Source organism: Geodermatophilus sp. URMC 61 (assembly GCF_052931555.1).
In genome coordinates this window covers 421,663-447,985 of the sequence record NZ_JBRFHZ010000002.1, presented here as the reverse complement: position 1 = coordinate 447,985, position 26,323 = coordinate 421,663, and the positions used below count along the sequence as shown (strand labels likewise).

The following is a 26,323-nucleotide window of genomic DNA, read 5'->3' as shown; positions in this document are numbered from 1 at the left end:
GGACGACGATGACCCCGACGGGGAGCTCTCCCCCCGCCGCGCCGACCGCGGTGCTGGGGCTCGGCCTGGCGGCGATCGGGCGGCCGGCGTACATCACCCTCGGCCGCGACCGTGACCTGCCCGGCGACCGGTCCCCGGCGGCGCTGCGCGCCCGCACCTCCGAGCTGCTCGACGCCGCGGCGTCCCTGGGCATCGGCTACGTCGACGCCGCCCGCTCGTACGGGCGGGCCGAGGAGTTCCTCGCCTCCTGGTTGCGCGGCCGCGAGCAGGTCCCCTTCGTCGCCAGCAAGTGGGGTTACCGGTACACCGGCGGCTGGCGCACGGACGCCGAGCGCCACGAGGTCAAGGAGCACACCGCGGCGGCGTTCGAGCGCCAGTACCGGGAGAGCACCGCGCTGCTCGGCCCCTGGCTGCGGCTCTACCAGGTGCACTCGCTGACCGGGGACAGTCCGCTGTGGGACGACGAGCCGCTGCTGCGCCGGCTGGCCGAGGTGCGGGACGAGGGGACCGAGCTCGGCTTCTCGACGTCCGGGCCGGAGCAGGCCGCCGCCGTCCGCCGCGGCCTGGAGCTCGCCGTCGACGGCCGGCCGCTGTTCTCCAGCGTGCAGTCGACGTGGAACCTGCTCGAGACGTCCGCGGCCGGTGCGCTGGCCGAGGCGCACGCCGCCGGCCTCCGGGTGGTCGTCAAGGAGGGCGTCGCCAACGGGCGCCTCACCGAGCACGGGGTGCCGGCCGACAGCCCGCTCGCCGCGGCCGCGCGGGACTCCGGCGTCGGGGTCGACGCCCTGGCACTGGGGGCGGCGCTGGCCCAGCCGTGGTGCGACGTCGTCCTCAGCGGCGCGGTGACCGTGGCCCAGCTGGCCAGCAACGCGGCCGCGACCCGGGTCGCCGGCCTCGACGTCGGCGGACTGGTCGAGCCGCAGGACCCCGAGGACTACTGGAGCAGCCGCAGCCGGCTGCCCTGGGCGTGAGCCCGGACGACGAAGGCCCCTGATCGGCGTCTGCGCTGGTCAGGGGCCCGGTGTGCCGCGGGATCCCGCAGCGCTCCGGTGCACTCGTGCGTCGCTCGCGACGGGGTGGGAAGCCCAGATCGGGGGCTCCTGGACCTCGACCACCCCTCCCAGCTCAGAGGGTGAACAGGCGCGAACGTGTGGCACGCATCACACTAGCCGTCGTTCACCGTCGTGGCCGTCATGCCCGGCAATCGATGGCCACGGTCGATTGACCTGCGCATCTCGACGTGCGAGCGCAGTGCTCGACGAGGAGGGGGCGGGACATGGGGCACAGCCGACTGCTCGGCACGGGCGGGACCACCGCGTCGCGCGGGGGTGGGGACGCAGGGTCCGTGGTCACCGACGCGGCGGCCGGCCCGATCCGCGGCGCGCTCGTCCCCGGCGCCCTCCTGCTTCCCCACGGCACCTCGGCTGCCGCGCTGCCCCCGGCCTTCCGGACCCACCGCTGAACGTCCGTCTCACCGACCCTCGAGGAGGCACCATGCCCGAGAAGATCTACGTTTCCGTCGGGATCGACGTCGACGCCGTCGGCGGCTGGCTCGGCTCCTACGGCGGAGAGGACTCTCCGGGGGACATCTCCCGCGGCCTCTTCGCGGGAGAGGTCGGGGTGCCCCGCCTGCTCCAGCTCGCCCAGCGGCGGGACATGCCGGTGACCTGGTTCTGGCCCGGCCACTCCGTGGAGACCTTCCCGGAGCAGTTCGACGCGGTCGTCGCCGCCGGTCACGAGATCGGCGTGCACGGCTACAGCCACGAGAACCCGATCGCGATGACCCGCCAACAGGAGACCGAGATCCTCGACTACTGCACCGACCTCATCGAGCGGCGCTCCGGGAAGAAGCCGGTCGGCTACGTGGCGCCGTGGTGGGAGTTCTCGGCGGTCACCAACGAGATCCTGCTGGAGCGTGGCTTCCTCTACGACCACTCGCTGATGCACGACGACCACACCCCGTACTACGTGCGAGTCGGCGACACCTGGACCAAGATCGACTACGGGGCGGCCTCCGCCCGGGACTGGATGAAGCCACTGGTGCGCGGCGAGGAGACCGACCTCATCGAGATCCCGGCGTCGTGGTATCTCGACGACCTGCCGCCGATGATGTTCATCAAGTCCAGCCCGAACAGTCACGGCTTCGTCAGCCCGCGCGACATCGAGCAGCTGTGGAAGGACCAGTTCGACTGGGTCCACCGGGAGATGGACTACGCCGTCTTCCCCATCACCATCCACCCCGACGTCTGCGGCCGCCCACAGAACCTGCTCATGCTCGAGCGTCTCCTCGACCACATCCAGGGCCACGACGGTGTCGAGTTCGCCTTCATGGAGGACGTCGCCCGCGACTTCGCAGCCCGCAATCCGCGCAAGGCCGGTTGATCCCGCTGATGTAGAGGAGCACAGCCATGTCCTCCCCGCGCTCGAGCGCGACGCCCTCCGGCGTCGAGCCCTGGAACGTCAGGATCACTCCCAAGACGATCCGACAGGTGTCCGTCGTCTGCTTCATCGCCTGGGTGGCGTCCGTCTACGACTTCACCCTCTTCGGCACCCTGCTGCCCGTGATCGCCGAGGAGTTCGGCTGGTCGGTCGCCCAGTCCGCCGCGATCAACACCTACGCCACGATCGGCGTGTTCATCGTCGCCCTCGCCGTGGGCACGATCATCGACCGGATGGGCCGGAAGAAGGCCCTCATGGTGCTCATGCTCGGCGGTGCGGTGGCGTCCGGGCTCACCGGCGCCGCGGTCGGGGCGGTGAGCCTGATCATCATCCGCTCCTTCTCCGGGTTCTCCATGTCGGAGGAGGTCGTCAACGCCGTCTACCTCAACGAGATGTACAAGGAGGCCAAGAGCAAGGGCCTGATGTACTCCCTCGTCCAGGGCGGCTGGCCCGTCGGCGCGCTCGTCTCAGCCGGCCTGTCGGCGCTGACCCTGCCGCTCATCGGCTGGCGCTGGTCCTTCGTCGTCGCCGCGGTGCTGTCGATCATCGTCGTGATCCTCGCGGCCCGCCTGCCGGAGTCCCCGACCTTCGCCGCCATGCAGGAGGTCAGGCGGCGTCGCGCCGCCGGCGACACCGCCGGCGCCCAGGCCCTCGCGGACGAGCACGACCTGGAGGAGGCGGCCCACCACGCCACCGGCGTGAAGGACGTCTTCACGCCGCAGCTGCGCCGGCACACGACCTGCCTGTCCCTGGCGTGGTTCTTCAACTGGTTCTCGATCCAGGTCTTCTCCGTCCTGGGCACCACCATCCTGGTCGAGGCCAAGGGGGTGTCCTTCGACAACGCCCTCATCATCCTGGTGCTCTCCAACGCGGTGGGCTTCGTGGGCTACGTCTTCCACGGGTGGCTGGGCGACAAGATCGGCCGCAAGTGGACCGTGGTCCTCGGGTGGATCGCCGGAGGCGTCGTCAGCCTGGTGATGCTGCTGGGCCCGAGCAACGCGGCGTTCATCATCCCGCTGTACGCGCTGACGCTGTTCTTCCTCACCGGCCCCTACGCGGCGCTGCTGTTCTACATGGGCGAGTCCTTCCCGCCCCAGGTGCGCGGCATGGGCGCGAACGTGGCGCACGTGATGGCGCCGCTGGGCGGCATCGCCGGCTCGGGTCTGCTCACCATCCTGCTGACCGCGGGTGTGGACACCGGCTGGGCCGCGATCATCACCGGCACCGGCGGCCTGCTCGTCTCGGCGCTGTGCATGGCCGGGACCCGCACCATCCACGACGCCCACCAGCGGTCGACGGTGTTCGCATGAACCGCGACGACGGACTCGAGGAGAAGGTCGCCGTCGTCTCCGGCGGCGGCAGCGGGATCGGCCGGGCACTGGCGGTCGCCTACGCCCGGGCCGGCGCCCACAGCGTGGTCGGTTACCTGCCGTCGGACCCCCACGACGCGACGGACACCGTCCGCGCCGTGGAGGCCGCAGGCGGGCGCTGCACGGCCGTACCCATGGACGTGCGCAGCTTCGAGGACACCGAGCGGCTCGCCCAGACCGCGCTCGACGAGTACGACCGGCTGGACATCGCGGTGGCCGCGGCCGGCATCCTGCGCCGGGCGCCGCTGGCGGAGATGACCGACCAGGCGTGGGACGACATGATGGCCGTCGACCTCTCCGGGGTCCTGCGCGTCTTCCGCTCCTGCAGCACGCGGATGACCCAGGGCGGGGCGATGGTCGCGACCTCCTCCATCGCCGGCGGCGTCTACGGGTGGGAGGAGCACGCCCACTACGCGGCGGCGAAGGCCGGCCTGCTCGGCCTGTGCCGGTCCCTGGCCGTGGAGCTCGCACCCCGGAGGATCCGGGTGAACACCGTCATCCCCGGGCTGATCGAGAGCCCGCAGTCCCTGGACCCGGTCAACTCGCTGGGCCGGGAGGGCCTCGACGCCGCCGGCTCCATCATCCCGTGGGGCCGCGTGGGCAACGTCGACGAGGCCGCCCGCACCATCCGGTTCCTCACCAGCGACGACTCGGCCTACGTCACGGGGCAGCAGCTCATCGTCGACGGCGGCCTGACCGTCCGCTGGCCCAGCTGAGCACACCGCCGAGTACGCGGTCGACCCCAGAACAGGACGACATGGACAAGCAGCTCACAGGCAAGGTCGCCGTCGTCATCGGCGGCGGCGGGATCGGCGCGGCCATCGCCGTCCTCTTCGCCCAGGAGGGCGCCGACGTGGCCGTGCTGGACCGCAACGAACCGAGCGCCACGGCCGTCGCCGAGCAGTGCAGGGGCTCCGGCGTCCGCGGCACGGCGCTGGCCGTGGACGTCACCGACGGCGAGGCCGTCCGGGCGGGGATGGACCGGATCGTGGCGGAGCTCGGCGGGATCGACGTCCTCGTCAACTCCGCCGGCGTCCTCGACGAGACGCCGCTGCTGCAGATGACGGAGGCGACGTTCGACAAGGTCCTCGCCGTGGACCTCAAGGCCGTGTTCCTGGCCGTCCGCTGGGCCGCGCCGCACATGGTGGAGCGCGGCGGCGGACGCATCATCAACATCGCCTCGCAGCTGGGCATCAAGGGCGGCACCGGCCTGACGCACTATGTCGCGGCCAAGGCCGGGGTGATCGGCATGACCAAGGCCATGGCCTTGGAGCTGGCCGAGCACAACATCCTCGTCAACGCCATCGCCCCCGGGCCCATCGTCACGCCCCTGATCGAAGGACTGTCCGAGGAGTGGAAGGCCGCCAAGCAGGCCGAGCTGCCCATCGGCCGCTTCGGACAGGCCCACGAGGTCGCACCCACCGCGCTGCTGCTGGCCTCCTCACCCGGCGGTGACCTCTACACCGGCCAGACGCTGGGCCCCAACAGCGGTGACGTGATGCCGTAGGTCCATCCGGAGGGAGGAACGCCCATGTGCGCGGGATGCCCGGGCGGCCGCGCGGTCTCGAGGACCACGGCCTACCTGAACCTGCGGGGGATGAAGTCCGCCGTCCAGAAGGAGCTCCAGCGCTCCGTCGGGCCCCGCGTCGGGATCTCCGTGTTCGGGGACCGGTGGGTGCTGGCCCTCCCCACCGGGAGGCGGCAGGTGTTCGATGACGTCGAGACGCTGGCCGGTGCCCTGGTCGCACACGGACTCGTGGACAGGCGGACGATGCCCGCCGGCGTGCCGCTCGAGCAGCTGCTCAGCGGGGGCGGTGACCCCGATCCACCGCCTCCGCGTGCGGACGAGCTGGTGACAGCGCTGCTCGCCGGCGTCGGGTCACCGCAAGAGGACCTCCGGGAGAGCGCCCCGTAGCAGTCCTCGGTGTCAGGTGCACGGACCGCGGTCCGTTCTGGCCGGTGCCCCTCCTTGGGGTCGATGGGTCTGCTGCGGGCGCCTGCGGTGAGTGCGCCGCCGTGCCGGGCCGAGCGCGCCGGGACGGCAGCCGCGGTGTCCGGTCAGGAGGTCGAACTCTCCTGTCCTGCCCCGAGCAGGTTCCGGACGACGAAGCGCATGATCCCGCCGTGCCGGTAGTAGTCGGCCTCCCGCGCGGTGTCCAGGCGGACCCGGACGCAGAAGGGCCGTCCGTCGGCGAGCACGGTCACGGTGGCCGAACCGCCCGGCTGCGCCACCGCCTCGGCCAGTCCCCGGACGTCGAAGACCTCGGTGCCGGTGAGTCCGAGGGTGTCGGCGTTCTCGCCGTCGAGGAACTGCAGAGGCAGCACCCCCATGCCGACCAGGTTCGACCGGTGGATGCGCTCGAAGGACTCCGCGAGGACCGCCCGCACGCCGAGCAGCGCAGGCCCCTTGGCGGCCCAGTCCCGCGACGAGCCGCTGCCGTACTCCTTGCCGGCCACCACGACCAACGGCACGCCGGCATCGTGGTAGCCGAGCGCAGCGTCGTACACCGACTCGATCTCGCCGGTGAGGAGGTCGCGGGTCCAGCCGCCGACCTTCCCGGGGACCAGCTGGTTGCGCAGCCGCACGTTGGCGAAGCAACCGCGCATCATCACCTCGTGGTTGCCGCGGCGTGAGGCGTAGGTGTTCAGCTCGAACCCCGGGACGCCGAGCTCGGTGAGGTACTGCCCAGCGGGGGTGTGTGGCGGGATCGCCCCGGCCGGGGAGATGTGGTCGGTGGTCACCGAGTCGCCGAGCTTGACCAGCACCCGGGCACCGGTGATGTCCCGCACCGGGGCCGGCTCCGGGGACATGCCGTCGAGGTAGGGCGGACGGCGCAGGTAGGTGGAGCCGTCGTCCCAGGCGAAGGTCTCCCCCGCCGGCGCGTCCAGCCCCCGCCACCGGTCGTCGCCGGAGAACACGTCGGCGTAGGCGCGGGTGAACACGTCCGCGTCCACGGTGGCCTCGATGACCTCGTGGACCTCGCGGGAGCTGGGCCAGATGTCGCGCAGGTACACCGGGTCCCCGTCGGATCCGATCCCGAGGGGTTCGGTCATCAGGTCGACGTCCATGGTGCCTACCAGCGCGTAGGCGATGACCAGTGGCGGTGAGGCGAGGTAGTTCATCGGCACGTCGGGGTGGATCCGCCCGTCGAAGTTGCGGTTGCCCGAGAGCACCGAGACCACGGTCAGGTCGTGGTCGGTGACCGCCCGCGAGACCTCCTCGACCAGCGGCCCCGACGCCCCGATGCAGGTCATGCACCCGTAGCCGGCCAGGTGGAAGCCGAGCTGCTCGAGGGAGGGCGTGAGTCCGGCCTCGTCGAAGTAGTCGGTGACCGTGCGGGATCCCGGTGACAGGCTGGTCTTCACCCAGGGCTTGGACCGCAGCCCCCGCTCGACGGCCTTCTTCGCCAGGAGCCCGGCGGTCACCATCACGGTCGGGTTGGACGTGTTGGTGCACGACGTGATCGAGGCGATCGCGACGCTGCCGTGGGCGAGTTCCGCCGTCCCGCCGTCCAGGGTGACCGGGACCGTGCCCGACGTCCTCGGTGAGACCGGGGCGTCCGGGGGCGGCATCGCCGGGACCTCGGAGACCGGCACCTCCGTGTCGATCGCCGGCGCGTCGCTGGCGGGGAAGGACTCCTGCGACGCCTCGTCGGCCCACGACGTCACGGTCGCCGGGGCAGCAGCCCGGTCCAGCGTGATCGCCGTGGCGAGGGCGGAGCGGAAACCCTCCTTGGCACGGTCGAGCGGCACCCTCTGCTGCGGCCGGCTCGGGCCGGCCAGTGACGGCACCACGCCGCCCAGGTCCAGCTCCAGCAGCTCGGTGTACCGCGGCACGGCCACGGGGTCGTGCCACAGCCCCTGCTCCTTGGCGTAGGCCTCGACCAGGTCCACGCGCGCCGCCGGGCGCCCGGTGAAGCGCAGGTACCGCAGCGTCTCGTCGTCGATCGGCCAGAACGCGCAGGTCGAGCCGAACTCCGGGCTCATGTTGGAGATGGTCACGCGGTCGGCCAGCGAGGTCTGCGCGACCCCGGGGCCGTAGAACTCGACGAACTTCCCGACCACCCCGTGGGCGCGCAGCATCTCGGTGATCGTGAGCACCAGGTCGGTCGCGGTCGCGCCCTCCGGCAGCGCGCCGTGCAGGCGCACCCCGACGACCGGCGGCAGCAGCATGGACAGCGACTGGCCGAGCATCGCCGCCTCGGCCTCGATGCCGCCGATGCCCCAGCCCAGCACGCCGAGCCCGTTGACCATCGTGGTGTGCGAGTCGGTGCCCAGGCACACGTCGGGGAAGGCCCAGCCGTCCTCGGCCATGACGACGCGCGCCAGGTACTCGACGTTGACCTGGTGCATGATCCCGGTGCCCGGCGGGACGACGGCGACGTTGCGCAGCGTCGACTGCCCCCAGCGCAGGAACCGGTAGCGTTCGCCGTTCCGGGCGTACTCGATCTCGACGTTGCGCTCGAGGGCGTCGGGCCGGCCGAACACGTCGGCGATCACCGAGTGGTCGACGACCAGTTCCGACGGGATGGTCGGGTTGACCAGCCCGGCGCGGCCGCGCAGCGCGTGGGCTGCGTCGCGCATGGCGGCGAGGTCGGCCAGCGTCGGGACACCGTTGGTGTCGTGCAGGAAGATCCGCGACGGGCTCAGGTCGACAGCCGCGCCGGCAGGGCCGTCGTGTCCCCAGGCCAGCAGGGCCTCCACCTGCTCGGCGGTCACTCGCACGCCGTCCTCGTGCCGGAGCAGGTTCTCCAGCACGATCCTCAGGCTGATCGGCAGCCCGGCCGGGGTGATGTCGGCCAGCCGGTGGATCGCGTAGCGCCGCTCCCCCACCGCCAGCTCCCCTGCGGTGCCGAAACTGTTGCGCTCCACGAGGGCGTCGTGCGTGCTCACCGGAGTCGTTCCTCCTCGGATGTGTCCAGCGGCCGGCAGGACGTGGTGACGGAGCTGCCCGGGATCAGACAGCGGGCGGCCGCCTGTTGCCCGGCCGCGTGGTGCGCCCGGGGCGGTGCGCGCCCTGGAAGGCCGGACCGTGCACCAGGGGCACCTGTTCGCGGGCCCGGTGCTGCTGTCGGGGGTCGTCCACGGCGAGGGAGCGTCCTGTCCCCACACCGTAGAGCTTATAACCTATGACCGCCACTCTGGATGTATCGTCCGCTCAGGGCCGGGCGCGGAGCAGCGCTGCGGCGGTGACGTCACCGAGGAGCCGGCCCTCGTCCGACCTCGAGAACCACGATCGGCCAGCCGACGACCACGAGCACGTTATAACGTGTGCACCCCGACAGGAGGCTCGATGACGCGACCGGCAGACCTGTACGCGACCAAGAGCGACTTCGCGTACACACGCGTGCGTGAGCTGATCCTCTCCGGCGCGCTCGAGCCCGGCGCCGTCATCAACCAGGCTGTGCTGGCCAAGGAGATCGGCATCAGCACCACGCCGCTGCGCGAGGCGCTGCGGCGGCTAAAGCAGCAGGGCCTGGTCGAGCTGGACGCCCACCGCGACGCACGGGTCACCCAGCTGGACGCCGAGGAGGCCCGCGACCTGCTCGAGGTGCGCCGCTCCCTCGATCCGATGGCCGCCTCCCTCGCCGCCGAAAGACGCACGAAGCAGGACCTCGCCGAGATGCGCGCGAGCCTGGAGGGGCTCCACGCCCTCCCGAGCAACCCCACGGTGACGCAGCTCATCGCGCACCGCCGGTTCCACACCGCGGTCTACCGGGCCTCGCACAACGCGCTGCTCACCGAGATGCTGGACGGCCTGTGGGACACCGCCGACCGCTATCGGCGGCACGGCCTGCAGGTCGAGCGCAGCCCCGAGGAGCGGGCCATGAAGGCCAACGAGCACACCCTGCTCTTCCAGGCCATCGTGGAGGGTGACACCGAGACCGCTGCTGACGTGATGCGCGCCCACATCCAGACCAGCCTGGGGGCGAGGTCGGCCTGGCGCCTGGCGAAGCCGGGCGCGTCGTCGGACGACTCCTGACCGGTGGGGACGTCGCCCAGGCCCGCCGGGGCGTCGTCTGCTGGCGCTGCTGCTGGTCCACGCGGTCCTCGCGCACGTCGTCACCTTCGTCGACCGCCCTGCGGTGACCCATCGGGCCATCGAACTCGACGTCCCCTGCGGATGGCTGGGAGCGCTCGCCGCGTCGTTCGCGGTCGTCCTCCTGCTGCTCGCGGTTCCCTCCGGGCAGGCGACCGACCGGCTCGGAGAAGGCCGGGTCATGCCCGCCGGAGCGTCAGGCGGCTCGGCACGGCCGGATCAAGGACCCTTCCAGGGTGCCGCGAACAAGTCCGGCGCCACCGGCCGAAGACGGCCTGAAGCGCAGGCGGTAGGTCCCGACGACCTGACTGCCGACCAGAGCCGGATCCGAGCCCTCCTCTATCACCTCTCCACAGAAGCGGCCTTCCATCCAGCCTCGCGCGTTGCAGCTCTGGCATTCCGACTCATCGGGAAGGGTGTGAACCGGTCCACGATGCGTTCCGGCATTGGTCATGCCGGACAGTGCGCCACGCGCGATGACGCCGGCACCTCTCCACTCGAAGGTCCCTACGTGCACGCCCCGCCCGGTGAAGTCCCCGGCCTGGTAGGCGTGCACGAGATCCGGAACAGCGATGGTGCCGTCGAGTCCGCGGACCTCGTCACACTCCTCGTGCAGCGCGGCGTTGAGTTCCAGGGTGTGGAAGGCCTTGAGGGTGTTGCAGTCAGGGTCCCCACACGACTCGGTGATGGGGTCCTCTCGCGGGCGGAGGTCACCCTCCAGGTTCTTGGAGATCCGGTTCAGGCAGATCCGCCGGTCACGCAGCTCTGCGGGATCGTCCAGGCAGGAACGGCGGTTTCCCTCAGCCTCACCTGGAGTCGTTCCCTGCGCGGAGGGGTCGGGGTCGTCGCTCATTGCAGCCACCTTCGTGGAGTCCGATAGTCACCGATAAGGCGGGCGGGGCGTCACCCACGCGCCCGGCGGCGGGGTCCGAGCGCCCCCGCGGCGCGGCTGCGGGAGCGGGGCCGACGGGTCGCCGGCCCCGTTCCCGCAGGGGTGCTCAGGCGCCGCCGTCCGCCGTGAACGTGCCCTCCGGCCCGGCGGGGGCCGGGAGTCCCCCGCCGTCACCGGGGACGCCCCTGCCCTCGACCCCGTTCACCGACTCCGTGGAGTAGGCGAACGTCAGCATGGCGAAGGCGATGAGGTCGCTGTTCACGTCGAGCGCGTGCCGGTCCAGGTTCTGGATCGTGTCGCACGCCTTGTGGTAGCAGGGGTCGAGCTGCTGCCCGGCGGTGCCGCCCCAGATCGCCGCCTGCTCCTCGGTCTTGACCTCCTCGGCGCCGGTGAACAGCCCGCTGGACGGGATGCCGTTGCGGATGAAGGCGTCGTAGTCGCTGCGGCCTGAGAACCTGGTGTCGTCGTAGGGTTCGCCGATGAGCGTGTAGTAGGCCTCGTAGAGGTCCTCGATGGCCGTCGAGCCCTCGGGGATGGGCACGCCCTCGGGCGCCGGGAACGTCGACTGGTCGGCGTCGTACACCAGGAAGACGTAGTTCGGCGAGCCGACCATGTCGTAGTTCATGTAGAGCGCGATGCGGTCCCGCTCGGCCTGGGACAGGCCGTTGACGTAGTCCTTCGAGCCGACCAAGCCCTGCTCCTCGGCGGCCCACCAGCCGAACCGCAGCGTGTTCTCGTGCTCGGTCTCGGCCATCATCAGCGCGGTCTCCAGCAGCGCGGCCGACCCGGATCCGTTGTCGTTGATCCCCGGCCCCTGGATGACGCTGTCGAGGTGGGCGCCGGCCATGACCACGTTGTCCGGGTTCTGCCCCGGCAGTTCGGCGATCACGTTGTGGTCGGTGCGGGTCTCGGCCGGCAGCACCTCGACGAACGCGGTGGAACCGGACTGGGACAGGGCGATCCCGTCGGCGGAGCTGGCGCCGACGACGGGGATGCCGTGGGTGACCGGACCCGGCGCTCCCTCGATCGGCGGGTCGACGCTGGTGGCGTCGGCGGCGATGAGCTCCTCGCGGTCGGGGGTGTTGCCCTGGTTCATGATGACGACCGCCTCGGCGCCGGCCTGCTGGGCGTAGTGGGCCTTGGTGCCGAAGAAGCAGGTGCCGCGCTGCACGAGCGCGATGTCGGCGTCCCCCGACCAGTCCTGGGCGGCGAAGTCCGCGGCTTCGCAGCCGCTGGTCGAGATGGCATCGGGTCCCGTGGCCAGGTTGAGGTCGACCGGGATCACGGTGCCCTCGACCGCCCCTGAACCACTGCCGGTGAAGACGCCGGTCCGGTACGCGGCCGCGACCGGCGCGGTCTGCCGCAGCACGCCCGGGAAGTTGAAGGTGATCTCGACCGGGTCGAGGGTGACCTCGTACCCGGCCTCGCGGAGGAGCCCGGCGACGTAGTCGACACTGTCGGCGTAGCCGTCGGTGCCGGCGGCCCGGGTCCCGGGGTAGTCCGGGTCGGTGCTGTTGTCGGCGATCTTCTGGAACTCCTCGAGGTGTTCGAGGACGCCGTCGGCGGTCACGCACTCGAGGAGCTCGTCGTAGGTGTCGTTGTCCCGGTATCCGCACCCGCCGCCACCGGGTGCCGCGACCGCCGTGGTCGCGGGCGCCAGAAGCGCCAGCAGCAGACCGCCGGCACCCACGGCCGCCGCCCTCGGCAGTGCCTTGCTCCGGCCCCGTGTCCGCCGTCGTGACATCTCCACTCCTCCATCCCGTCCGGCGGACGTCTCGGCGCGACCGACCCGGGGGTCCCCCGCCGCGGGAGGTGCGAGCTCCTGTCCCGTGCTCGCCCTCCTGGGGTACCGGGCCGTCAGAGTGCGATGACCCCTACCGGGACGACCACCGCCTTCCCTCGCGACGCCACGGAGATCGCGCCCCTCGGCGGTGATGCTGTCGATGTCCTCGCTCCGGCAGAGCGACCCCAGGTGCGCGACCCGGTCGTCGGGCAGGTTGAGGGCGCGGGGGACCTTGATCTGGATGGCGGCCATCAGCAGAGGTCCTCTCTCGGCGGGGGAACGTCGTGGACTGTCCGAGGCCTGCGTCACGTCGCCGTCACAGCCGCATCACGTCGTGGCGTGTCGACGGCGACACGCGGGATGTCCGTCGCGCGGACCCGATCTGCTGAGCCGCCCCCGCGGTGGTGCCAAGGTGCAGGTGTGACCAGCCTCGACGACGTCGCGGCCCTCGCCGCCGACGAGCACCACCTCGCGGTCGTCGCCACGCTGCGGGCGGACTCGACCATCCAGGCCTCGGTGGTCAACGCGGGGATCCTCGCCCATCCGGCGACCGGGCGGCCGGCGCTGGCCTTCGTCACCTACGGCCGGGTCAAGCTAGCCAACCTCCGCGCCCGCCCGCAGGTGAGCGTGACCTTCCGGCACGGCTGGCAGTGGGCGACGGTGGAAGGACGCGCACAGCTGGCCGGGCCCGACGACCCGCAGCCCTGGCTGGCCGACGCCGACCAGCTCCGCCTCCTGCTGCGCGCGGTGTTCGCCGCGGCCGGCGGTCGGCACGAGAACTGGCAGGAGTACGACCGGGTCATGGCCGAGCAACGGCGCACTGCCGTGCTGATCGATCCGAACCGGATCTACAGCAACGGATAGGCGGCGCCGCACCCGTGCCCCTCGGCCGGCAGGCCCCGCCCGGTCACCGCGCTCCAGCCGTGGCCGAGGGGAGACGGTCAGTACCGCTCAGGGGACGGCGGCGGGATCCAGGGGCGGTGGAGGTCCGTCTCGTCCCAGCTGCCCGGCCATGTGGTCCACACCAGGAAAGCGGTCTGTTCGCGGCCGTCGGGGAGTGTCACTCCGAGCCGGCCCTGGTGGACGTCCTCATCGGGGTCGTGGCGGCCCGACTTGGTGCAGTGCACCTCGATGCCCGGAGCGACGGTCACGAACGCGGGGCAGGGCCTGCTCACCTGTCCGACCCCTTCGCAGTCGAGCGGCCCCCTCACCGTGCACGTTAGCCGACCACGACGCATCCAGGCCCGTAGCTCAGCCGACGGGTCCACGAGGAGCTGCGCCGACGCGTGCTCAGCCTCGCGCTCCCGCTCGGTGCCTCGTCGTCGGAGAACGAGCCGGCCGCCGCCCTGGGCGGTCTCCCGGGCACCCGTGCGCGAGGGGCTGCGCCTGCTGTCCGAGGAGGGTCCGGTGCAGGTCTCCCCCGAGGTCGGATCCTCCGTCTCGCGGGTGGACCACGAGCGGGTCGCCCCTTCCATGCGGGAACACCCGCCTGCCGTCGCCGCCGACATCGAGCACGTGCGGCGCCGGTCGCCCGAGCTGTTCTCCTCGAACACCGACTCCGCGCCGATCAGGCGCAGCGTCGCCGTCGGGGACCCATCCACCGCACGGGCGGACCCTGACGGCGATCGCCGACCTGGCACCGGTCGTCAGCGGCTGGACCGGCGGCTCCAGCGCCGGGCGGCGCACCGTCCCCCCGGGCCGGCCGAACCCGCACCGCTCACGGGGACCCGGTGGGTCTCGTACATCCGGACGGCGACGAGGAGAGCCGAGCCGGCACTGACGGCCGCGGCGACCCAGACGGCGGCGCGCAGGCCGACGAGGTCGGCCACGATCCCGCCGAGGACGGCGCCGACGGCGTAGCCGAGGTCGCGCCAGACCCGGTAGACTCCCACGGCCCGGCCGCGCCACGCCGGGTGCGCCACGTCGCCGACCACCGCCAGCAGCGTCGGGTAGACCATCGCGGTGCCCGCACCGAGCAGCACGGTGCCCGCCGCCCAGCCGGCGAACCCGTCGAAGGCGGCGATGAGCGCCAGCGCGGCGGCCTGGATGGTCATCCCCGCGGTGATCAGGCGCTTGCGCCCGATCCGGTCGGACAGGGCGCCGGTGATCAGCTGCCCGGCGCCCCACACTCCCGGGTAGAGCGCGACCAGCAGGCCGATCCGGCCCACCGGCAGGCCGGCGGTGGCGAACAGCAGCGGGAACAGGCCCCAGGACAGGCCGAAGTTGAGGTTGTTGACCAGCCCGGCCTGGCTGGCCGAGGACAGCGCGGGCTCGGTCAGGCTGGTCTGGGCGACGATCTGCCGGTCGGTCAGGCCGGCGTGCAGGTGGTCGTGGATGCCGTCGGCGCGGGGCGTGTGCCGCCCCGCCTCGAGCTGGGCGTGACCGCGCGTCTCGCGGACGAACAGCCCGGACAGCAGCAGGGCCAGGGCGGTGTAGGAGATCCCGAGCAGGAACGGAGCGGGCCGCAGGCCGTACCGCTCGGCCAGGTAGCCGGCGAGCAGGGAGGTCACCGCGACCGCGCCGTAGCCTGCCGCTTCGTTCAGGCCCATCGCCAGGCCCCGTTGCCGGGGGCCGACCAGGTCGATCTTCATGACCACGGTGGTCGACCAGGTCAGTCCCTGGTTGACACCGAGCAGCACGTTGGCGGCCACGACCCCAGGTCCAGTTCGGGGCGACGATCAGCATCAGCGGCACCGGGACGGCGAACAGCCACCCGACCAGCAGCACGGGCTTGCGGCCGTAGCGGTCGGAGAACGTGCCGGCGAACCAGTTGGCGGCCGCCTTCGTGATCCCGAACGCGGCGACGTAGGTGAAGACGAACGTGTAACCGGTCAGGCCGAACTCGTCCTCGGCGAGCAGCGGCAGCACCGTCTGCTGCTGGCCGACCATCCCGCCGACCAGGGCGTTGACCGCGACCAGCAGCGTGAACTGGGCGGCGTTGGCGCGCAGGCCGAGCCGGATCGGCGCCGACGTCCCGGCGGTCACGACCCGGACGTCAGCGGCCGCCCAGTGCCGCGGGCCCAGTCCTCGGGCCCGCCGACCAGCACGGCGAGGTCGCGGTGCCCGGCGCGCTCGAGCAGGCTGGCCGCGCCGGCAGCGCGCTCACCGTGGCCGCACATCACCACGGTCGGTCCGTTCCCGAGCCGGTCGGCGACGGCGGCGAGCGCGCCGAGCTCGACGTGCTCGGCTCCGGGGACGTGGCCAGCGGCGAACTCCGCGTCCTGCCGGACGTCGAGGATCCGGCGTCCGCCCAGGTGGTCCGGTCCGACCAGTTCGGTGCTGGCGACGGGACGCCCGGCGGCGACCCAGGCGGCCATCCCGCCGTCCAGGACGCCGACCAGCTGCTCGTAGCCGATCTTCACCGCCTGCCACACGGCGTCGGCCAGGTCCTGGTCCGGGTTGGCGACCAGCACCACCGGCAGATCGGGGTCGGCCAGCCAGCCCAGCCAGCTGGCGAACTGGGCGCGCAGCGGGATCGACAGCGCGCCGGGCACGTGTACCCGGGCGTAGTCGGGCACCGGCCGGACGTCGACGACGAGCGCCCCGGCGGCGTGCAGCCGCTGGACGTCACCGACCGGCAGCGGCGCCGGACGTCCGACCGATGCGGTGTCCAGGACGGCCGGCCCGCGGCGGTTGACCTCGCCGAGTCGCCGGAAGTAGGCCGGGTAGGAGCCGAGGCTGCCGGTCAGCCGGGCGACGAAGGCGTCCTCGTCGCCGACGGCCAGCAGCGGGTTGGTCGCCTTCTCGCGGCCGATGGTGCTGCTGCGTGCCGCGCCGGGCGGAGCAGAGCAGAACGAGCCGGCGCCGTGGGTGGGCCACACCAGCACGTGGTCGGGCAGGGTGGCCAGCCGGCGCAGCGAGGCGTACTGGGCGCGGGCCAGCTCCTCGGTGCGCCCGGGATCGACCAGGTCGGTGCGGGCGGCGGCGCCGACGATCAGCGAGCCGCCGGTGAACACGCCGACCGGCGTCTCGCCGTCGGCCAGCAGGTAGGCCAGGTGTTCGTCGGTGTGCCCGGGGGTGCCCAGCGCCCGCAGCGTCAGCCCGCCGAGGTCGACCTCGTCGCCGTCGGCCAGCCCGCGGTGCGGGAACTCGCGCTGTCCGGCGGCCGACGCGAGGACCTGCGCGCCGTCGTCGTGGGCCAGCTGGACCGCCCCGGTGAGGAAGTCGGCGTGCAGGTGGCTGTCGGCGGCGTAGGCGACGGTCAGGCCGCGCTGCCGCGCCGCAGCGTGCACCGCGCGCAGGTCCCGGGGTGCGTCGACGACCAGCGCGCGGCCGTCGCCGAGGTCGACCAGCCAGGTGGTGTTGCCCAGGCCGTCGTCCACGACCGGGACCAGTTCCGGCACCATGGCCCACTCCTCGTTCAAGTGATGTCTTGAACGATGCCGCCGCCCGGGTACAGTGTCAAGCGATCGCTTGAGTGACGAGGTGGAGGATGGGGAGCCGGCAGGCGAAGGACGCGCTGTATGACGCGCTGGCGTCGGTGGCGAAGGCCCTGGGCAGCGGCCGGCGTGCCGAGCTGGTCGACGTGCTCGCCCAGGGCGAGCGCAGCGTGGAGGAGCTCGCCGGCGAGATCGGGCAGACGGTTGCCAACACCAGCCAGCACCTGCAGTTCCTGCTGCGCGGCGGGCTGGTGCGCACCCGTCGCGACGGAGCGCGGGTGTACTACTCACTGGCCAGCGACGCGGTGGGCGCACTGTGGCGGTCGATGCGCGAGGTCGCCGGGGCGCACGTGACCCGGATCGACGAGCTCGCCGCGGCCTACCTCGGCGACCGCTCCCAGCTGGCCGAGATCAGCCGCGAGGAGCTGCTGGCGCGCATGCGCGCCGGTGAGGTCGTCGTCCTCGACGTCCGCCCGCCGGCCGAGTACGCCGCCGGCCACCTGCCCGACGCGGTGAACGTGCCGCCCGACGAGCTGGAGACCCGGCTGGCCGACCTGCCCGCCGGCCAGCCGGTCGTCGCCTACTGCCGCGGTCCGCTGTGCGCCTACGCCGACACCGCCGTCCGCGCGCTCACCGCCCAGGGGCGGCCGGCGCTGCGGCTGGTCGACGGGCTGCCCGAGTGGGCCGCCGCAGGCCTGCCCGTCGTCCGGGCATCGGCGTGACCGCCGGCCCAGGCGCCGCGGCCCCCGACGTCGATGCGCTGCACCCGCGCGACCTGCGGGTGCTCACGGCCTGTCACGGTCTCGGCGCAGCTCAGCCGCAGTCGCATCCCGGGCACGAACGAGCCGCCGAACACGACGACGAAACAGGCCGACAGCGACAGTGCGATCCGCGCCACGCCCCAGGGCTGGGAGCTGGTCGTTCCACCCCTGCCGCGCACCACGGCCGGCACGAGCACCCGCGGCCGGGCGGGGATGCGGTCAGCGAGTGGCCAGGGCGCCGCGCAGCGCCTCCAGCGCGGCCGGCACGACGGCGTACCAGACGTTGCGGCCGCGCCTCTCGCTGGTCACCAGCCCGGCCTCGGCGAGCACCTTGAGGTGGTGGCTCACCGTCGGCTGACTCCTGCCGACCGGCTCGACCAGGTCGCAGGCGCACACCGCGCCGCCGTCGGCGGTGCTCAGCAGCGACACCAGGCGCAGCCGGACCGGCTCGGCCAGCGCGGCGAACTGCCGCGCCAAGGTCTCGGCGTCGGCCTCCCCGAGCACCTCGGCGGCCAGCGGCGCACAGCAGGCGACCGCCTCCGGCTGGTCGAGCACCGGCAGCTCCCGCACGGCCATCCAGGTCCTCCTCGGTCCGCGGAGTGCGTCTCCCGAAACGTATTGACAGCTGTCGATGTTCCGGGGCATGCTCTCGTATCGATGGCCATCAATATAGCCGAGACCGCCGTACCCCACCAGGAGGTCCCCCCGTGTCCCGCATCCAGCTCGCCCTCAACGTCGATGACGTCGAGGCCGCCACCGCCTTCTACAGCAAGCTGTTCGGCACCGAGCCGGCCAAGACCCGGCCTGGCTACGCCAACTTCGCCGTCTCCGACCCGCCGCTGAAGCTGGTCCTGCTGGAGAACCCCGGGCAGGGCGGCACGCTCAACCACCTCGGCGTCGAGGTCGGCTCCGTCGAGGAGGTCGACGCCGAGCAGACCCGCCTCGCCGGCCTCGGCCTGGCCTCGGTCGACGAACGCGGCACCACCTGCTGCTACGCCAAGCAGGACAAGTTCTGGGTGGAGAACACCCCCGGCGGCGAGCGGTGGGAGGTCTACACCGTGCTCGCCGACAGCCCGACCTTCTTCAGCGAGACCGGCGACGGACCGGCCTGCTGCGCCGACGTCACCACCGAGGGGACGGAGACGACGGCCGTGGCCGCCGAGTCAGCCCCCGCGGCAGCCCGCTGCTGCTGAGTACGCGCCGTCGACGGCCCACCGCGCGAGCGTCTCGGTCGGACGCCTCCGCCGCCGCGCCCAGCACCCCGAAGCGTCCGACCAGTGACACCGGGCGGCACCGACCGCGGGCCCGGTGCCCGGTCAGCTCCTCCTCGGGCGGTGTTCGCCCCCGCCCGAGGAGGGGCCCCGCAACGGCATCCCGGGGGTTCGGAGGGCACCGGGTCGTCGCCCGCATCCGGCGGGACGGCGATGAGGAAGAGCAGGTCTCCCCATGCGATCCGACAGTGGGGAGTCCATCCTGGACCGGGCCCACGAGTGGAGTGCCAGGTGGTGATCGCCGGCTCGGCGAGCGCACTCCACGACGTACGGCACCTCGTGGCCACTCTGCAGCCGTCCGCCATCCCCCATCACGTCGGCTGCCATGAACGACGGTGGAGCTCCACCGGCGAACCGTCGATGGCCACTGGGGGTGCCCGAGCCGGGCCCGCCCGCATCCGGTGGGCGCGCCGCACCAGCCGACCACCCGGACATTGGACCCGCTCGTCGACGAGCTGTTCCGGCTCGCCGAGCCGAGCCGGGTCGCTGACCCTCGCGCTCAGCTCGTCGGTGTGTGCACGCCCGACGGGTATCGGCTGCAGTCGGCCGGTGTGACCGGATTCGCCCACGTCGTTACCGGTGGCGAGACGGGTGCTGCCGTGCCGTCACACGTGAGCGCACAGGACTACGCACCCGAGCATCAACCGGACCGGCCTCTTCCTGTGTCGACGTCGATGAGGACTTCGGCAGCACAGTTGCGAGTAAGGAGCGAACTGCTCAATCTCCGAGCGGTGGCCGCGTTGTCGACCACGAGCTTCAGATCGCGACCGTTCGCGCGCAGCTCGACGACTCTGCCCAGGTTGGGGTCCGACGAGACGATGGACGTCAGCAGGATGGACGTGTCCAGTGCAGAGAGGACCTCGGCCTCGCCGATGGTCGCCGCACAGACACCGTTCGCCCCGAACTCGAGCTGCAACCGGCAGATCTCGGGACACTTGTGAGCCTTGAAATGAGGGCGGCGGGAGACGCCGGTGCCGTGGAAGAGGCGGCGCAGGGCGGTCATGTTCGATCTGAGGCCGTCCCGGTCGATGACCAGCACCGGGGTCGGGAGGCTGTCGCGGGATCCTCGCGCACCGATGACGGGCTGCGGGCTGGGTCTGATGATGATGTCTCCGGTGCCGGTACCGATCGGGATGCCGGGTGCAGGTGAGCAGGGTGCACCCCGACCGGCAGCTCTGACAGTTGTGCTCGGGATCGAGGTCCTCCCACCAGCTCTGTCGGCGTGGCGGATGTCGTCGCTGATCGAGGACGGGATCGAGGAAGAAGGCGCGCGCTCTCGCGGTGGAGATCGTCTCGCCAGAGGTCGATCGCCACTTCCCCGGGAAACCGCTGTGCCTGATCACGCCACCTCCGCCTGACGGGCCACGTCAGGGCCGTCGGGTTCCCGTGCAGCGGCCACGTTGCTCGGCAACGGGCCTCAGCCCTCGCCGCCGGCGGGCATGGGGACGGCGCGTTCCGCCACCGCCCGGCGGAGCCCGAGGACGTCGAGCGCCGCGTCCAGGACCAACAGCACGGCCGCCACGCGGTCGGCGTCCCCCGCTGAGCGCTCGATCTGAACACGAAGCTCCTCGCGGACGCACCTGGCCGCCGTCACCGCCGCCCGCCCCCGGTCGGTCAGCGCCAGCGGACGACGGCGGCGGTCCCGGTCGTCGTCCCGCTCGAGGTAGCCGGCCCGCACCAGCTCACCGGCGGCCTTGGACACCGCCTGCTGGGTCACCCCGAGTTCGGCGGCCAGGTCGGTGACCGTCCGCGGCGCCACGAGGAGCCGCTGGAACAGGTAGCCGTGCGCCCTCCGCAGCTCGGGAAAGCCCCGCGCGTGCAACTCCTGGAGCACCCGCTGATCGAGGCCGGAGCCCACGATCGACAGAGCGGAGACGAGGTCCAGGCCGGTAGACACACAACCATGGTTGTGCAACTCTGTCGCCGTGTCCAGCACTCCGATCCCGAGGACGGACGCCGTGCTCGAGGTCGTGCACCGCTACTACCGCCTCGCCGGCGACCTCACGGCCGCCGAGGAGGAACTCGGCGCGCTGCTGCACCCCGACGTCCGGATCGTCGAGCACCCCAACGCCATCACGCCGTCCGGTGCCGTGCGCGGGTGGGCGGAGACCCTGCAGGGCCATCGGTCGAGCCGCGCGCTGCTGCGAGAGCAGGAGTTCGTCGTGCAGGAAGTCGTCGTCGACGGGGCGCGGGCGGCGGTCCGGGCACACTGGCGGGCGACGGTCGGCGCAACGCGCGGTCCACTGACCGCGGGCACCCGGCTCGAGGCGTTCATCGCCTCCTTCCTCACCGTCGCCGACGGCCGGATCGTGGAGCAGGAGACCTTCGACTGCTATCCGCCGTTCGGCTGACTCGGGCTTTCCCCACCCACGGCGTCCCGGCACCGGAACGCCGGCGCGCCGGCTCGGCCGGCGATCGGATCTGGCCGGGTCCCCCAGGCACCGGACACCCGCTGACCGGCCGGACGCGCTCCGTCCCTGGTGTCGGCGTGGCTCGTCGCCGGCTGATCGGTGACGTCGCAGCCATCTCGACATCGGCTCCCGATCCGCGGCCGTGCCGTTGCACGTCGCCCACCACGAAGGGGCCGGGGATCGCCCTGTCTGGTCGACGACCGGGCGGCGGGGTCACTCTTGGCCGACGGCCCGTGTCCGCGAGCGAGGAGGACCGCCATGCAGAGCGACGGGACCTCCGCGGTCTCCGGCCGGTCCCTCCGGGCGGGGGATCTCCGAGGGTCGGATCGGCGCTACGACTGTCTCGACGACGCCGCCCGACTGGCCCGCCGGTATCTCGACGGATTGCGGGATCGACCGGTGACCGCAGCGGCGGGACTCGATGAGCTGCGCGCCGTGCTCGCGCGCCCGCTTCCCGACGAGGGCGAGGATCCCCCCGGGATCATCGAGAGCCTGGCGCGCGACGTCGACCCCGGGCTCGTCGCGTCGGGTGGACCGCGGTACTTCGGGTTCGTCACCGGTGGCGCGGTGCCGGCCGCGGTGGCGGCCGACTGGCTGGTGTCGGCGTGGGATCAGAACGGCGGGGGCTTCGTCGCGTCACCGGCCCTGTCGGTGGTCGAGGAGGTCGCCGCCGGCTGGGTCCGCGGGCTCCTCGGTGTGCCGGCTTCCAGTGGGGTCGGCTTCGTCACCGGTGGCCAGATGGCGAACTTCACCTGCCTGGCCGCCGCGCGGCATGCGGTCCTGCGCGACGCCGGCTGGGATGTCGAGGCACACGGGCTGCAGGGTGCGCCCCGGGTCCGTGTCCTGGCCGGCGAGTACGCGCACGTCACGGTCGGCGTCGCCTGCCGGCTGCTCGGGCTCGGCCAACTCGTCGACGTGGTGCCCGCCGACGAGCAGGGACGCATGCGCGCCGACGCGCTGCGCGAGGCCCTCGCCGGCGGCGCCGACGGCCCGACGATCGTCTGCGCGCAAGCCGGAGAGATCAACACCGGTGCGTTCGACCCGTTCGTCGACATCGCTCGCATCTGCCGCGAGCACCGGGCGTGGCTGCACGTCGACGGCGCGTTCGGTCTGTGGGCCGCCGCAAGCCCACGGCGGCGCGCGCTCCTGGCCGGCGTCGAGCAGGCGGACTCGTGGGCGACCGACGCCCACAAGTGGCTCAACGTCCCCTACGACTGCGGGATCGCCATCGTCGCCGACCGGAGCGCCCACCGCGCGGCCATGACCTCGACCAGTCCCTACGTCCCAGCGCACGCCGACGACGTGCCGTACGGCTTCGACTGGACACCGGAGTTCTCCCGGCGCGCACGGGGCGTCACGGTCTACGCGGCGCTGCGCCAGCTGGGCCGCCACGGCCTGGCCGACCTCGTCGACCGGTGCTGCGACCACGCCCGGCTGATCGCCGGCCGCCTCGCCGCGGTGCCTGGCATCGCCGTCCTCAACGATGTCGTGCTCAACCAGGTCCTCGTCCGCTTCGGCGACGACGACGCACTCACCGACAGGGTGATCGAACAGGTGCAACGCGACGGAGTCTGCTGGCTGGCCGGCAGCACCTTCCGCGGACGCCGCGTCGTGCGGATCTCGGTCGTCGGGTGGCAGACGACCCCAGCCGACGCTCACCGCAGCGCCGACGCCATCATCACCGCCGCGCGCACAGCAGCCGGGTGACGTCATGCCCAGTCGATCTGGACCTCGCCAGGTGCCGTTGCAGCGTCGGACGACGCCACGGTCGTCCCGCGTGGTGTACGCGTGGAGCGGTCGCCGCCCTCACCGCCCTCCACATGAGGGAGGCTCAGTGGTGATCGAGTCACCTCGGACACGCACGAGCCGTTCGGAACCCCCACAAGCGACCCCGACCCTGCTGTCGAACTGGACGTTCGGGCCTGCGACTGCTCGCCCCGACCCGAGCCGGCGACCACCTGCGGACGGTGAGGGGTTCGTCCCGCCGCCGCATCGGGCGAGCCGGACCGGACGGTGAGCGCCGGGCCCCTCCACCAGCCGCGCCGCCGAGCACCGCGGTGATCCCCAAGCCGGCCGACCAGGCCGCGCACCGACGCCGCGGCTCGACCGGCGGCCGTCCGGTCGGCTACGACCGCACCGCTTACCGGCGCCGCCACGTCATCGAGCGGGCCTTCAACCGGCTCGTCCTGGCGCGGCATCGCCACCCGCCACGACGAGCAGCCACCGTCTCCCACGGCGTGCTCGTCGTCGCCTCGATCCTCATCTGGCTGCGGGATCAGGAGACGCGTCCTAAGCCCAGATGTACTCCTCGGCGATCGCGCCGTCGCGCCACCTGGCCACCGTCACCATGCGGCCTCCGTCTTCGAACTCGCCGACCACACAGGTCCACTCCCCGGATCCGAACGCGATCGGATGGCTCGCGACCCGGGGTGGCGTACCCCCACTGACTCGACGAAGGGCGGCGGCCACAGCATGCTCAGGAAGCCGTCGGCCGGAGTGATCGCCCCCGCCGGGACGAGCTGCAGGAGTGGAGGCCGTCTTCGCCGTCAGTGAGACCCGTCCTCGCCTGGCCAGGTGACCGAGTACGACCTCGAACTCGCCTGCCGGATCGACGCGCTCCTCCCGGCTGAGCGGCTTCGTGCCGGGTCGTTCGCCCCTGCCTGCGGCCGGTCGTCCTGCGTAGCGTGCCCGGGGTGACGCTCACCGTCGGGAACGCCGCCGTCGAGCGGTACGCCGCGGCGTGGCGTGAGACCGATGCCGCCGCGCGCCGGACGCTGCTGGACACGTGCTGGGCCGAAGACGGCGTCTACTGCGACCCGCTGAACCGCGTCGAGGGCCGCGACGGGTTGTCGTCGCTGATCGGGTCGTTCCAGGAGGAGAACCCGGGCGCGCGCATCGACGTCGTCAGCGGCGTCGACGAGCACGACGGCTACCTGCGGTTCGCCTGGCGGATGCTGGCAGCCGACGGCTCGGTCGCAGTCGAGGGGACCGACTTCGGCGAGGTCGACGGCGAGGGCACGCTGCGCCGGATCGTCGGCTTCTTCGGCCCGCTGCCGGCCTGAGCCGGGTGGAGCCGGACGGCCTCAGCGCTGCTTGGACGGCTCGACCCACTGCCCCATTTCGATCCTGTCGATCTGCTCCCGCAGGGCCGCGGCGGCGTCCTTCCGCGTCCTGACCCCTCGCTCGAGGACGACCCGCTTGGTCCCTCCCCGCTGGGCGGTGAATGCGATCGGGAGGCGCGGACCGGCCTTGGTCGCGTACCCACTGATGCTGCCTCACCCGCCTGACGTCGCCGTGGCTCGGCCGCGCACGTACCTCCTGTGACCGGGCCCTTCGAGCGACCTGACCTCACGACACGCCGACTCCGGTCGGGTGGAACCCGGGCTCCTGGCGCCTCCGCCGACAGGTGCCGTCGAAGGTCCGGTTCCGTCGCCGCCCCCGGCTTCGCCGGTCGTGGGAGTCGGGTCCCACCCCGACCTACTCCCGACAGGAAGCCTCCGGGTGCCGGAGCCGCAATCTGTGGATGAGCGAAAGATGCATGACGTCATGGACGCGGGACAGGCCGATCGTGCCGCCACGGATGGTGAACCGGCCCTTCCTGAGCATCCGGAGGACCCGCCCTGGGGGCCCGCAGGGCGGCTCGTCTCCGCGCGACGAGATCGATCGGCACACGAGATCTCACACGCTGCAGCGCATGCCGAGGGCCTAGCGCGCCGCAGCTGAAGGACTGACGGGCCGGAACTACGCCAGCAGCTTCTCGACTCTCTGGTGGTCCTGCCACAGTTGCGCCACGTACGTGCTCGGGACGAGCCGCGGCCCGAGTCGGGTCGGCCCGCCTCCCTGCCGCCCCGCGGTCCTGACCACCCGACTCCAGAGGAGGAACCCCGTGCGCGCAGCCGTCATCACCACCCTGACCGGTCCGGACGCCGTCGAGGTCCGCGACGTGCCCGATCCCGTGCCGCAGCCGGGTCAGGTGGTGGTCGACGTGGAGTTCGCCGGCGTCGTCTTCCCGGACGTGCTGCAGACCCGCGGGGAGTACCAGCTGCGTCCCGAGCTGCCCTTCACCCCGGGATGGGAGGTGGCCGGGGTGGTGCGCGAGGACGCCGGCGGCTTCCGGGCCGGGGACCGGGTAGCGGCGATGCCGGTCATCGGCGGCTTCGCCCAGACCGTCGCCGTCGACCCCGGCATGGTCTTCCCCCTGCCCGAGGACGTGCCGTTCGAGAAGGGGGCGGTGCTGCCGCTGAACTACCTGACCATGCACTTCGCCCTCACCCGCCGCGCGCGGCTGGAGACCGGCGAGACCGTGCTGGTGCACGGCGCGGCCGGCGGCGTCGGTACCGCGGCGTGCCAGCTGGCGGCGGCCTACGGGGCGCGGGTGATCGCGGTGGTGTCCACCCCGGACAAGGGTGCGGTCGCCCGGGCCGCGGGAGCGCACGAGGTGGTGCCGGTCGACGGCTTCCGCGACGAGGTCCGCCGGGTCACCGACGGCCGCGGCGTGGACGTCGTCGTCGACCCGGTCGGCGGCGACCGGTTCACCGACTCGCTGCGCTGCCTGGCCCGGGAGGGCCGGCTGGTCGTCCTCGGCTTCACCGGCCGGGAGATCCCCACGGTCAAGGTCAACCGGCTGCTGCTGGCCAACACCACGGTGATGGGGGCGGCCTCGGCGGAGTTCTGGCGGACCGAGCCGGGACACGCCGGCCGGCAGTGGCGCGACCTCCTGCCGCTGGTGCAGTCCGGGGCGATCGACCCACCGATCGGTGCGGTGTACGCCCTGGACCAGGCCGCCGCAGCGATCCGGGAGATCGACCAGCGCCGAGCGGCGGGCCGGGTGCTCATCCGCGTCCGCTAGCCGACGGCATCCCGGCAGCGAGTCGTCGCCACGGCCTGCCGATGCGGCCGGCTCCCGGCGGTGGCCGTCCTGTTCGACCGACCGACACCCGGGGCGCGGTCCGAGGCCGACGAGGCAGCCCCGGCACG

General features: G+C 72.5%; 23 protein-coding genes. 15 read left to right on the top strand and 8 right to left on the bottom strand.

The genetic code is table 11. The annotated features are described in order from the left end of the window. The first annotated feature begins 8 nt into the window (after positions 1 to 8). The 7 genes from ACU610_RS02160 to ACU610_RS02130 all read left to right on the top strand — a co-directional run bounded on the left by ACU610_RS02160 (position 9) and on the right by ACU610_RS02130 (position 5,724). On the top strand, positions 9 to 971 hold the full coding sequence (locus ACU610_RS02160) for an aldo/keto reductase (protein ID WP_446766074.1): 963 nt from the start codon (positions 9 to 11) through the stop codon (positions 969 to 971). 305 nt (positions 972 to 1,276) lie between these two features. Continuing rightward, complete coding sequence (locus ACU610_RS02155; protein WP_446766073.1) at positions 1,277 to 1,462, top strand: hypothetical protein; 186 nt, start codon at positions 1,277 to 1,279, stop codon at positions 1,460 to 1,462. A gap of 32 nt (positions 1,463 to 1,494) precedes the next feature. Continuing rightward, on the top strand, positions 1,495 to 2,382 hold the full coding sequence (locus ACU610_RS02150) for a polysaccharide deacetylase family protein (protein ID WP_446766072.1): 888 nt from the start codon (positions 1,495 to 1,497) through the stop codon (positions 2,380 to 2,382). A 26-nt stretch (positions 2,383 to 2,408) separates the two neighbouring features. Further along, positions 2,409 to 3,749, top strand: coding sequence for an MFS transporter (locus ACU610_RS02145; protein WP_446766071.1), 1,341 nt, complete (start codon positions 2,409 to 2,411; stop codon positions 3,747 to 3,749). Continuing rightward, the gene (locus ACU610_RS02140; protein ID WP_446766070.1) at positions 3,746 to 4,525 is read left to right on the top strand and encodes an SDR family NAD(P)-dependent oxidoreductase; all 780 of its coding nucleotides are present in this window, start codon (positions 3,746 to 3,748) and stop codon (positions 4,523 to 4,525) included. The genes ACU610_RS02145 and ACU610_RS02140 overlap by 4 nt, the downstream gene beginning before the upstream one ends. A 41-nt stretch (positions 4,526 to 4,566) precedes the next feature. Further along, a complete protein-coding gene (locus tag ACU610_RS02135) occupies positions 4,567 to 5,316 on the top strand; it encodes an SDR family NAD(P)-dependent oxidoreductase (protein ID WP_446766069.1) in 750 nt (249 codons plus the stop codon). 90 nt (positions 5,317 to 5,406) lie between these two features. Continuing rightward, positions 5,407 to 5,724, top strand: coding sequence for a hypothetical protein (locus ACU610_RS02130; protein WP_446766068.1), 318 nt, complete (start codon positions 5,407 to 5,409; stop codon positions 5,722 to 5,724). Positions 5,725 to 5,867: 143 nt separating this feature from the next. Here the strand turns inward: ACU610_RS02130 and acnA are convergent, their stop codons facing one another. After that, positions 5,868 to 8,702 (bottom strand): aconitate hydratase AcnA, encoded by a 2,835-nt coding sequence (gene acnA, locus ACU610_RS02125; protein WP_446766067.1) that lies wholly within the window; start codon positions 8,700 to 8,702, stop codon positions 5,868 to 5,870. Between the two features lie 400 nt (positions 8,703 to 9,102). Here acnA and ACU610_RS02120 point away from each other — a divergent pair, with 400 nt between their 5' ends. Next, positions 9,103 to 9,792 carry a GntR family transcriptional regulator gene (locus ACU610_RS02120; protein WP_446766066.1) on the top strand — a complete coding sequence of 230 codons (690 nt, stop codon included), beginning with the start codon at positions 9,103 to 9,105 and terminating at the stop codon, positions 9,790 to 9,792. Between the two features lie 253 nt (positions 9,793 to 10,045). Here ACU610_RS02120 and ACU610_RS02115 read toward each other — a convergent pair whose 3' ends face one another. Together ACU610_RS02115 and ACU610_RS02110 are read right to left on the bottom strand one after the other, a co-directional pair. Beyond that, positions 10,046 to 10,702: a hypothetical protein gene (locus ACU610_RS02115; RefSeq protein ID WP_446766065.1), complete on the bottom strand. Its 657-nt coding sequence runs from the start codon at positions 10,700 to 10,702 to the stop codon at positions 10,046 to 10,048. A 145-nt stretch (positions 10,703 to 10,847) separates the two neighbouring features. Beyond that, a complete protein-coding gene (locus ACU610_RS02110) occupies positions 10,848 to 12,485 on the bottom strand; it encodes a M28 family peptidase (protein ID WP_446766064.1) in 1,638 nt (545 codons plus the stop codon). A 459-nt stretch (positions 12,486 to 12,944) separates the two neighbouring features. Between ACU610_RS02110 and ACU610_RS02105 the strand changes: the two genes are divergently transcribed. Then, positions 12,945 to 13,388, top strand: a complete 444-nt coding sequence (locus ACU610_RS02105; RefSeq protein WP_446766063.1) for a TIGR03618 family F420-dependent PPOX class oxidoreductase — start codon at positions 12,945 to 12,947, stop codon at positions 13,386 to 13,388. A gap of 782 nt (positions 13,389 to 14,170) precedes the next feature. On the opposite strand, the gene ACU610_RS02100 is transcribed toward ACU610_RS02105, so the two are convergent. Beyond that, entirely contained in the window at positions 14,171 to 15,175 is a 1,005-nt protein-coding gene (locus ACU610_RS02100; protein WP_446766062.1) for an MFS transporter, read from the bottom strand. 330 nt (positions 15,176 to 15,505) lie between these two features. Next, on the bottom strand, positions 15,506 to 16,870 hold the full coding sequence (locus tag ACU610_RS02095) for a rhodanese-like domain-containing protein (protein ID WP_446766061.1): 1,365 nt from the start codon (positions 16,868 to 16,870) through the stop codon (positions 15,506 to 15,508). Between the two features lie 86 nt (positions 16,871 to 16,956). On the opposite strand from ACU610_RS02095, the gene ACU610_RS02090 reads away from it, so the two are divergent. Continuing rightward, positions 16,957 to 17,625, top strand: a complete 669-nt coding sequence (locus tag ACU610_RS02090; protein WP_446766060.1) for an ArsR/SmtB family transcription factor — start codon at positions 16,957 to 16,959, stop codon at positions 17,623 to 17,625. Between the two features lie 258 nt (positions 17,626 to 17,883). On the opposite strand, the gene ACU610_RS02085 is transcribed toward ACU610_RS02090, so the two are convergent. Next, entirely contained in the window at positions 17,884 to 18,240 is a 357-nt protein-coding gene (locus tag ACU610_RS02085; protein ID WP_446766059.1) for an ArsR/SmtB family transcription factor, read from the bottom strand. A gap of 131 nt (positions 18,241 to 18,371) precedes the next feature. Here ACU610_RS02085 and ACU610_RS02080 point away from each other — a divergent pair, with 131 nt between their 5' ends. Continuing rightward, positions 18,372 to 18,857, top strand: coding sequence for an ArsI/CadI family heavy metal resistance metalloenzyme (locus ACU610_RS02080; protein ID WP_446766058.1), 486 nt, complete (start codon positions 18,372 to 18,374; stop codon positions 18,855 to 18,857). 718 nt (positions 18,858 to 19,575) lie between these two features. On the opposite strand, the gene ACU610_RS02075 is transcribed toward ACU610_RS02080, so the two are convergent. Further along, a complete protein-coding gene (locus ACU610_RS02075) occupies positions 19,576 to 19,974 on the bottom strand; it encodes an alanine racemase (protein WP_446766057.1) in 399 nt (132 codons plus the stop codon). 378 nt (positions 19,975 to 20,352) lie between these two features. After that, positions 20,353 to 20,832 (bottom strand): MarR family transcriptional regulator, encoded by a 480-nt coding sequence (locus ACU610_RS02070; protein ID WP_446766056.1) that lies wholly within the window; start codon positions 20,830 to 20,832, stop codon positions 20,353 to 20,355. Between the two features lie 28 nt (positions 20,833 to 20,860). Here ACU610_RS02070 and ACU610_RS02065 point away from each other — a divergent pair, with 28 nt between their 5' ends. The 4 genes from ACU610_RS02065 (at position 20,861) to ACU610_RS02050 (ending at position 26,195) form a co-directional block, all read left to right on the top strand. Beyond that, complete coding sequence (locus ACU610_RS02065; RefSeq protein ID WP_446766055.1) at positions 20,861 to 21,286, top strand: nuclear transport factor 2 family protein; 426 nt, start codon at positions 20,861 to 20,863, stop codon at positions 21,284 to 21,286. A gap of 459 nt (positions 21,287 to 21,745) precedes the next feature. Beyond that, positions 21,746 to 23,053: a pyridoxal phosphate-dependent decarboxylase family protein gene (locus tag ACU610_RS02060; protein ID WP_446766054.1), complete on the top strand. Its 1,308-nt coding sequence runs from the start codon at positions 21,746 to 21,748 to the stop codon at positions 23,051 to 23,053. A gap of 986 nt (positions 23,054 to 24,039) precedes the next feature. Then, a complete protein-coding gene (locus tag ACU610_RS02055) occupies positions 24,040 to 24,408 on the top strand; it encodes a nuclear transport factor 2 family protein (RefSeq protein WP_446766053.1) in 369 nt (122 codons plus the stop codon). 824 nt (positions 24,409 to 25,232) lie between these two features. Further along, the gene (locus ACU610_RS02050) at positions 25,233 to 26,195 is read left to right on the top strand and encodes an NADPH:quinone oxidoreductase family protein (RefSeq protein ID WP_446766052.1); all 963 of its coding nucleotides are present in this window, start codon (positions 25,233 to 25,235) and stop codon (positions 26,193 to 26,195) included. Positions 26,196 to 26,323 lie beyond the last annotated feature (128 nt).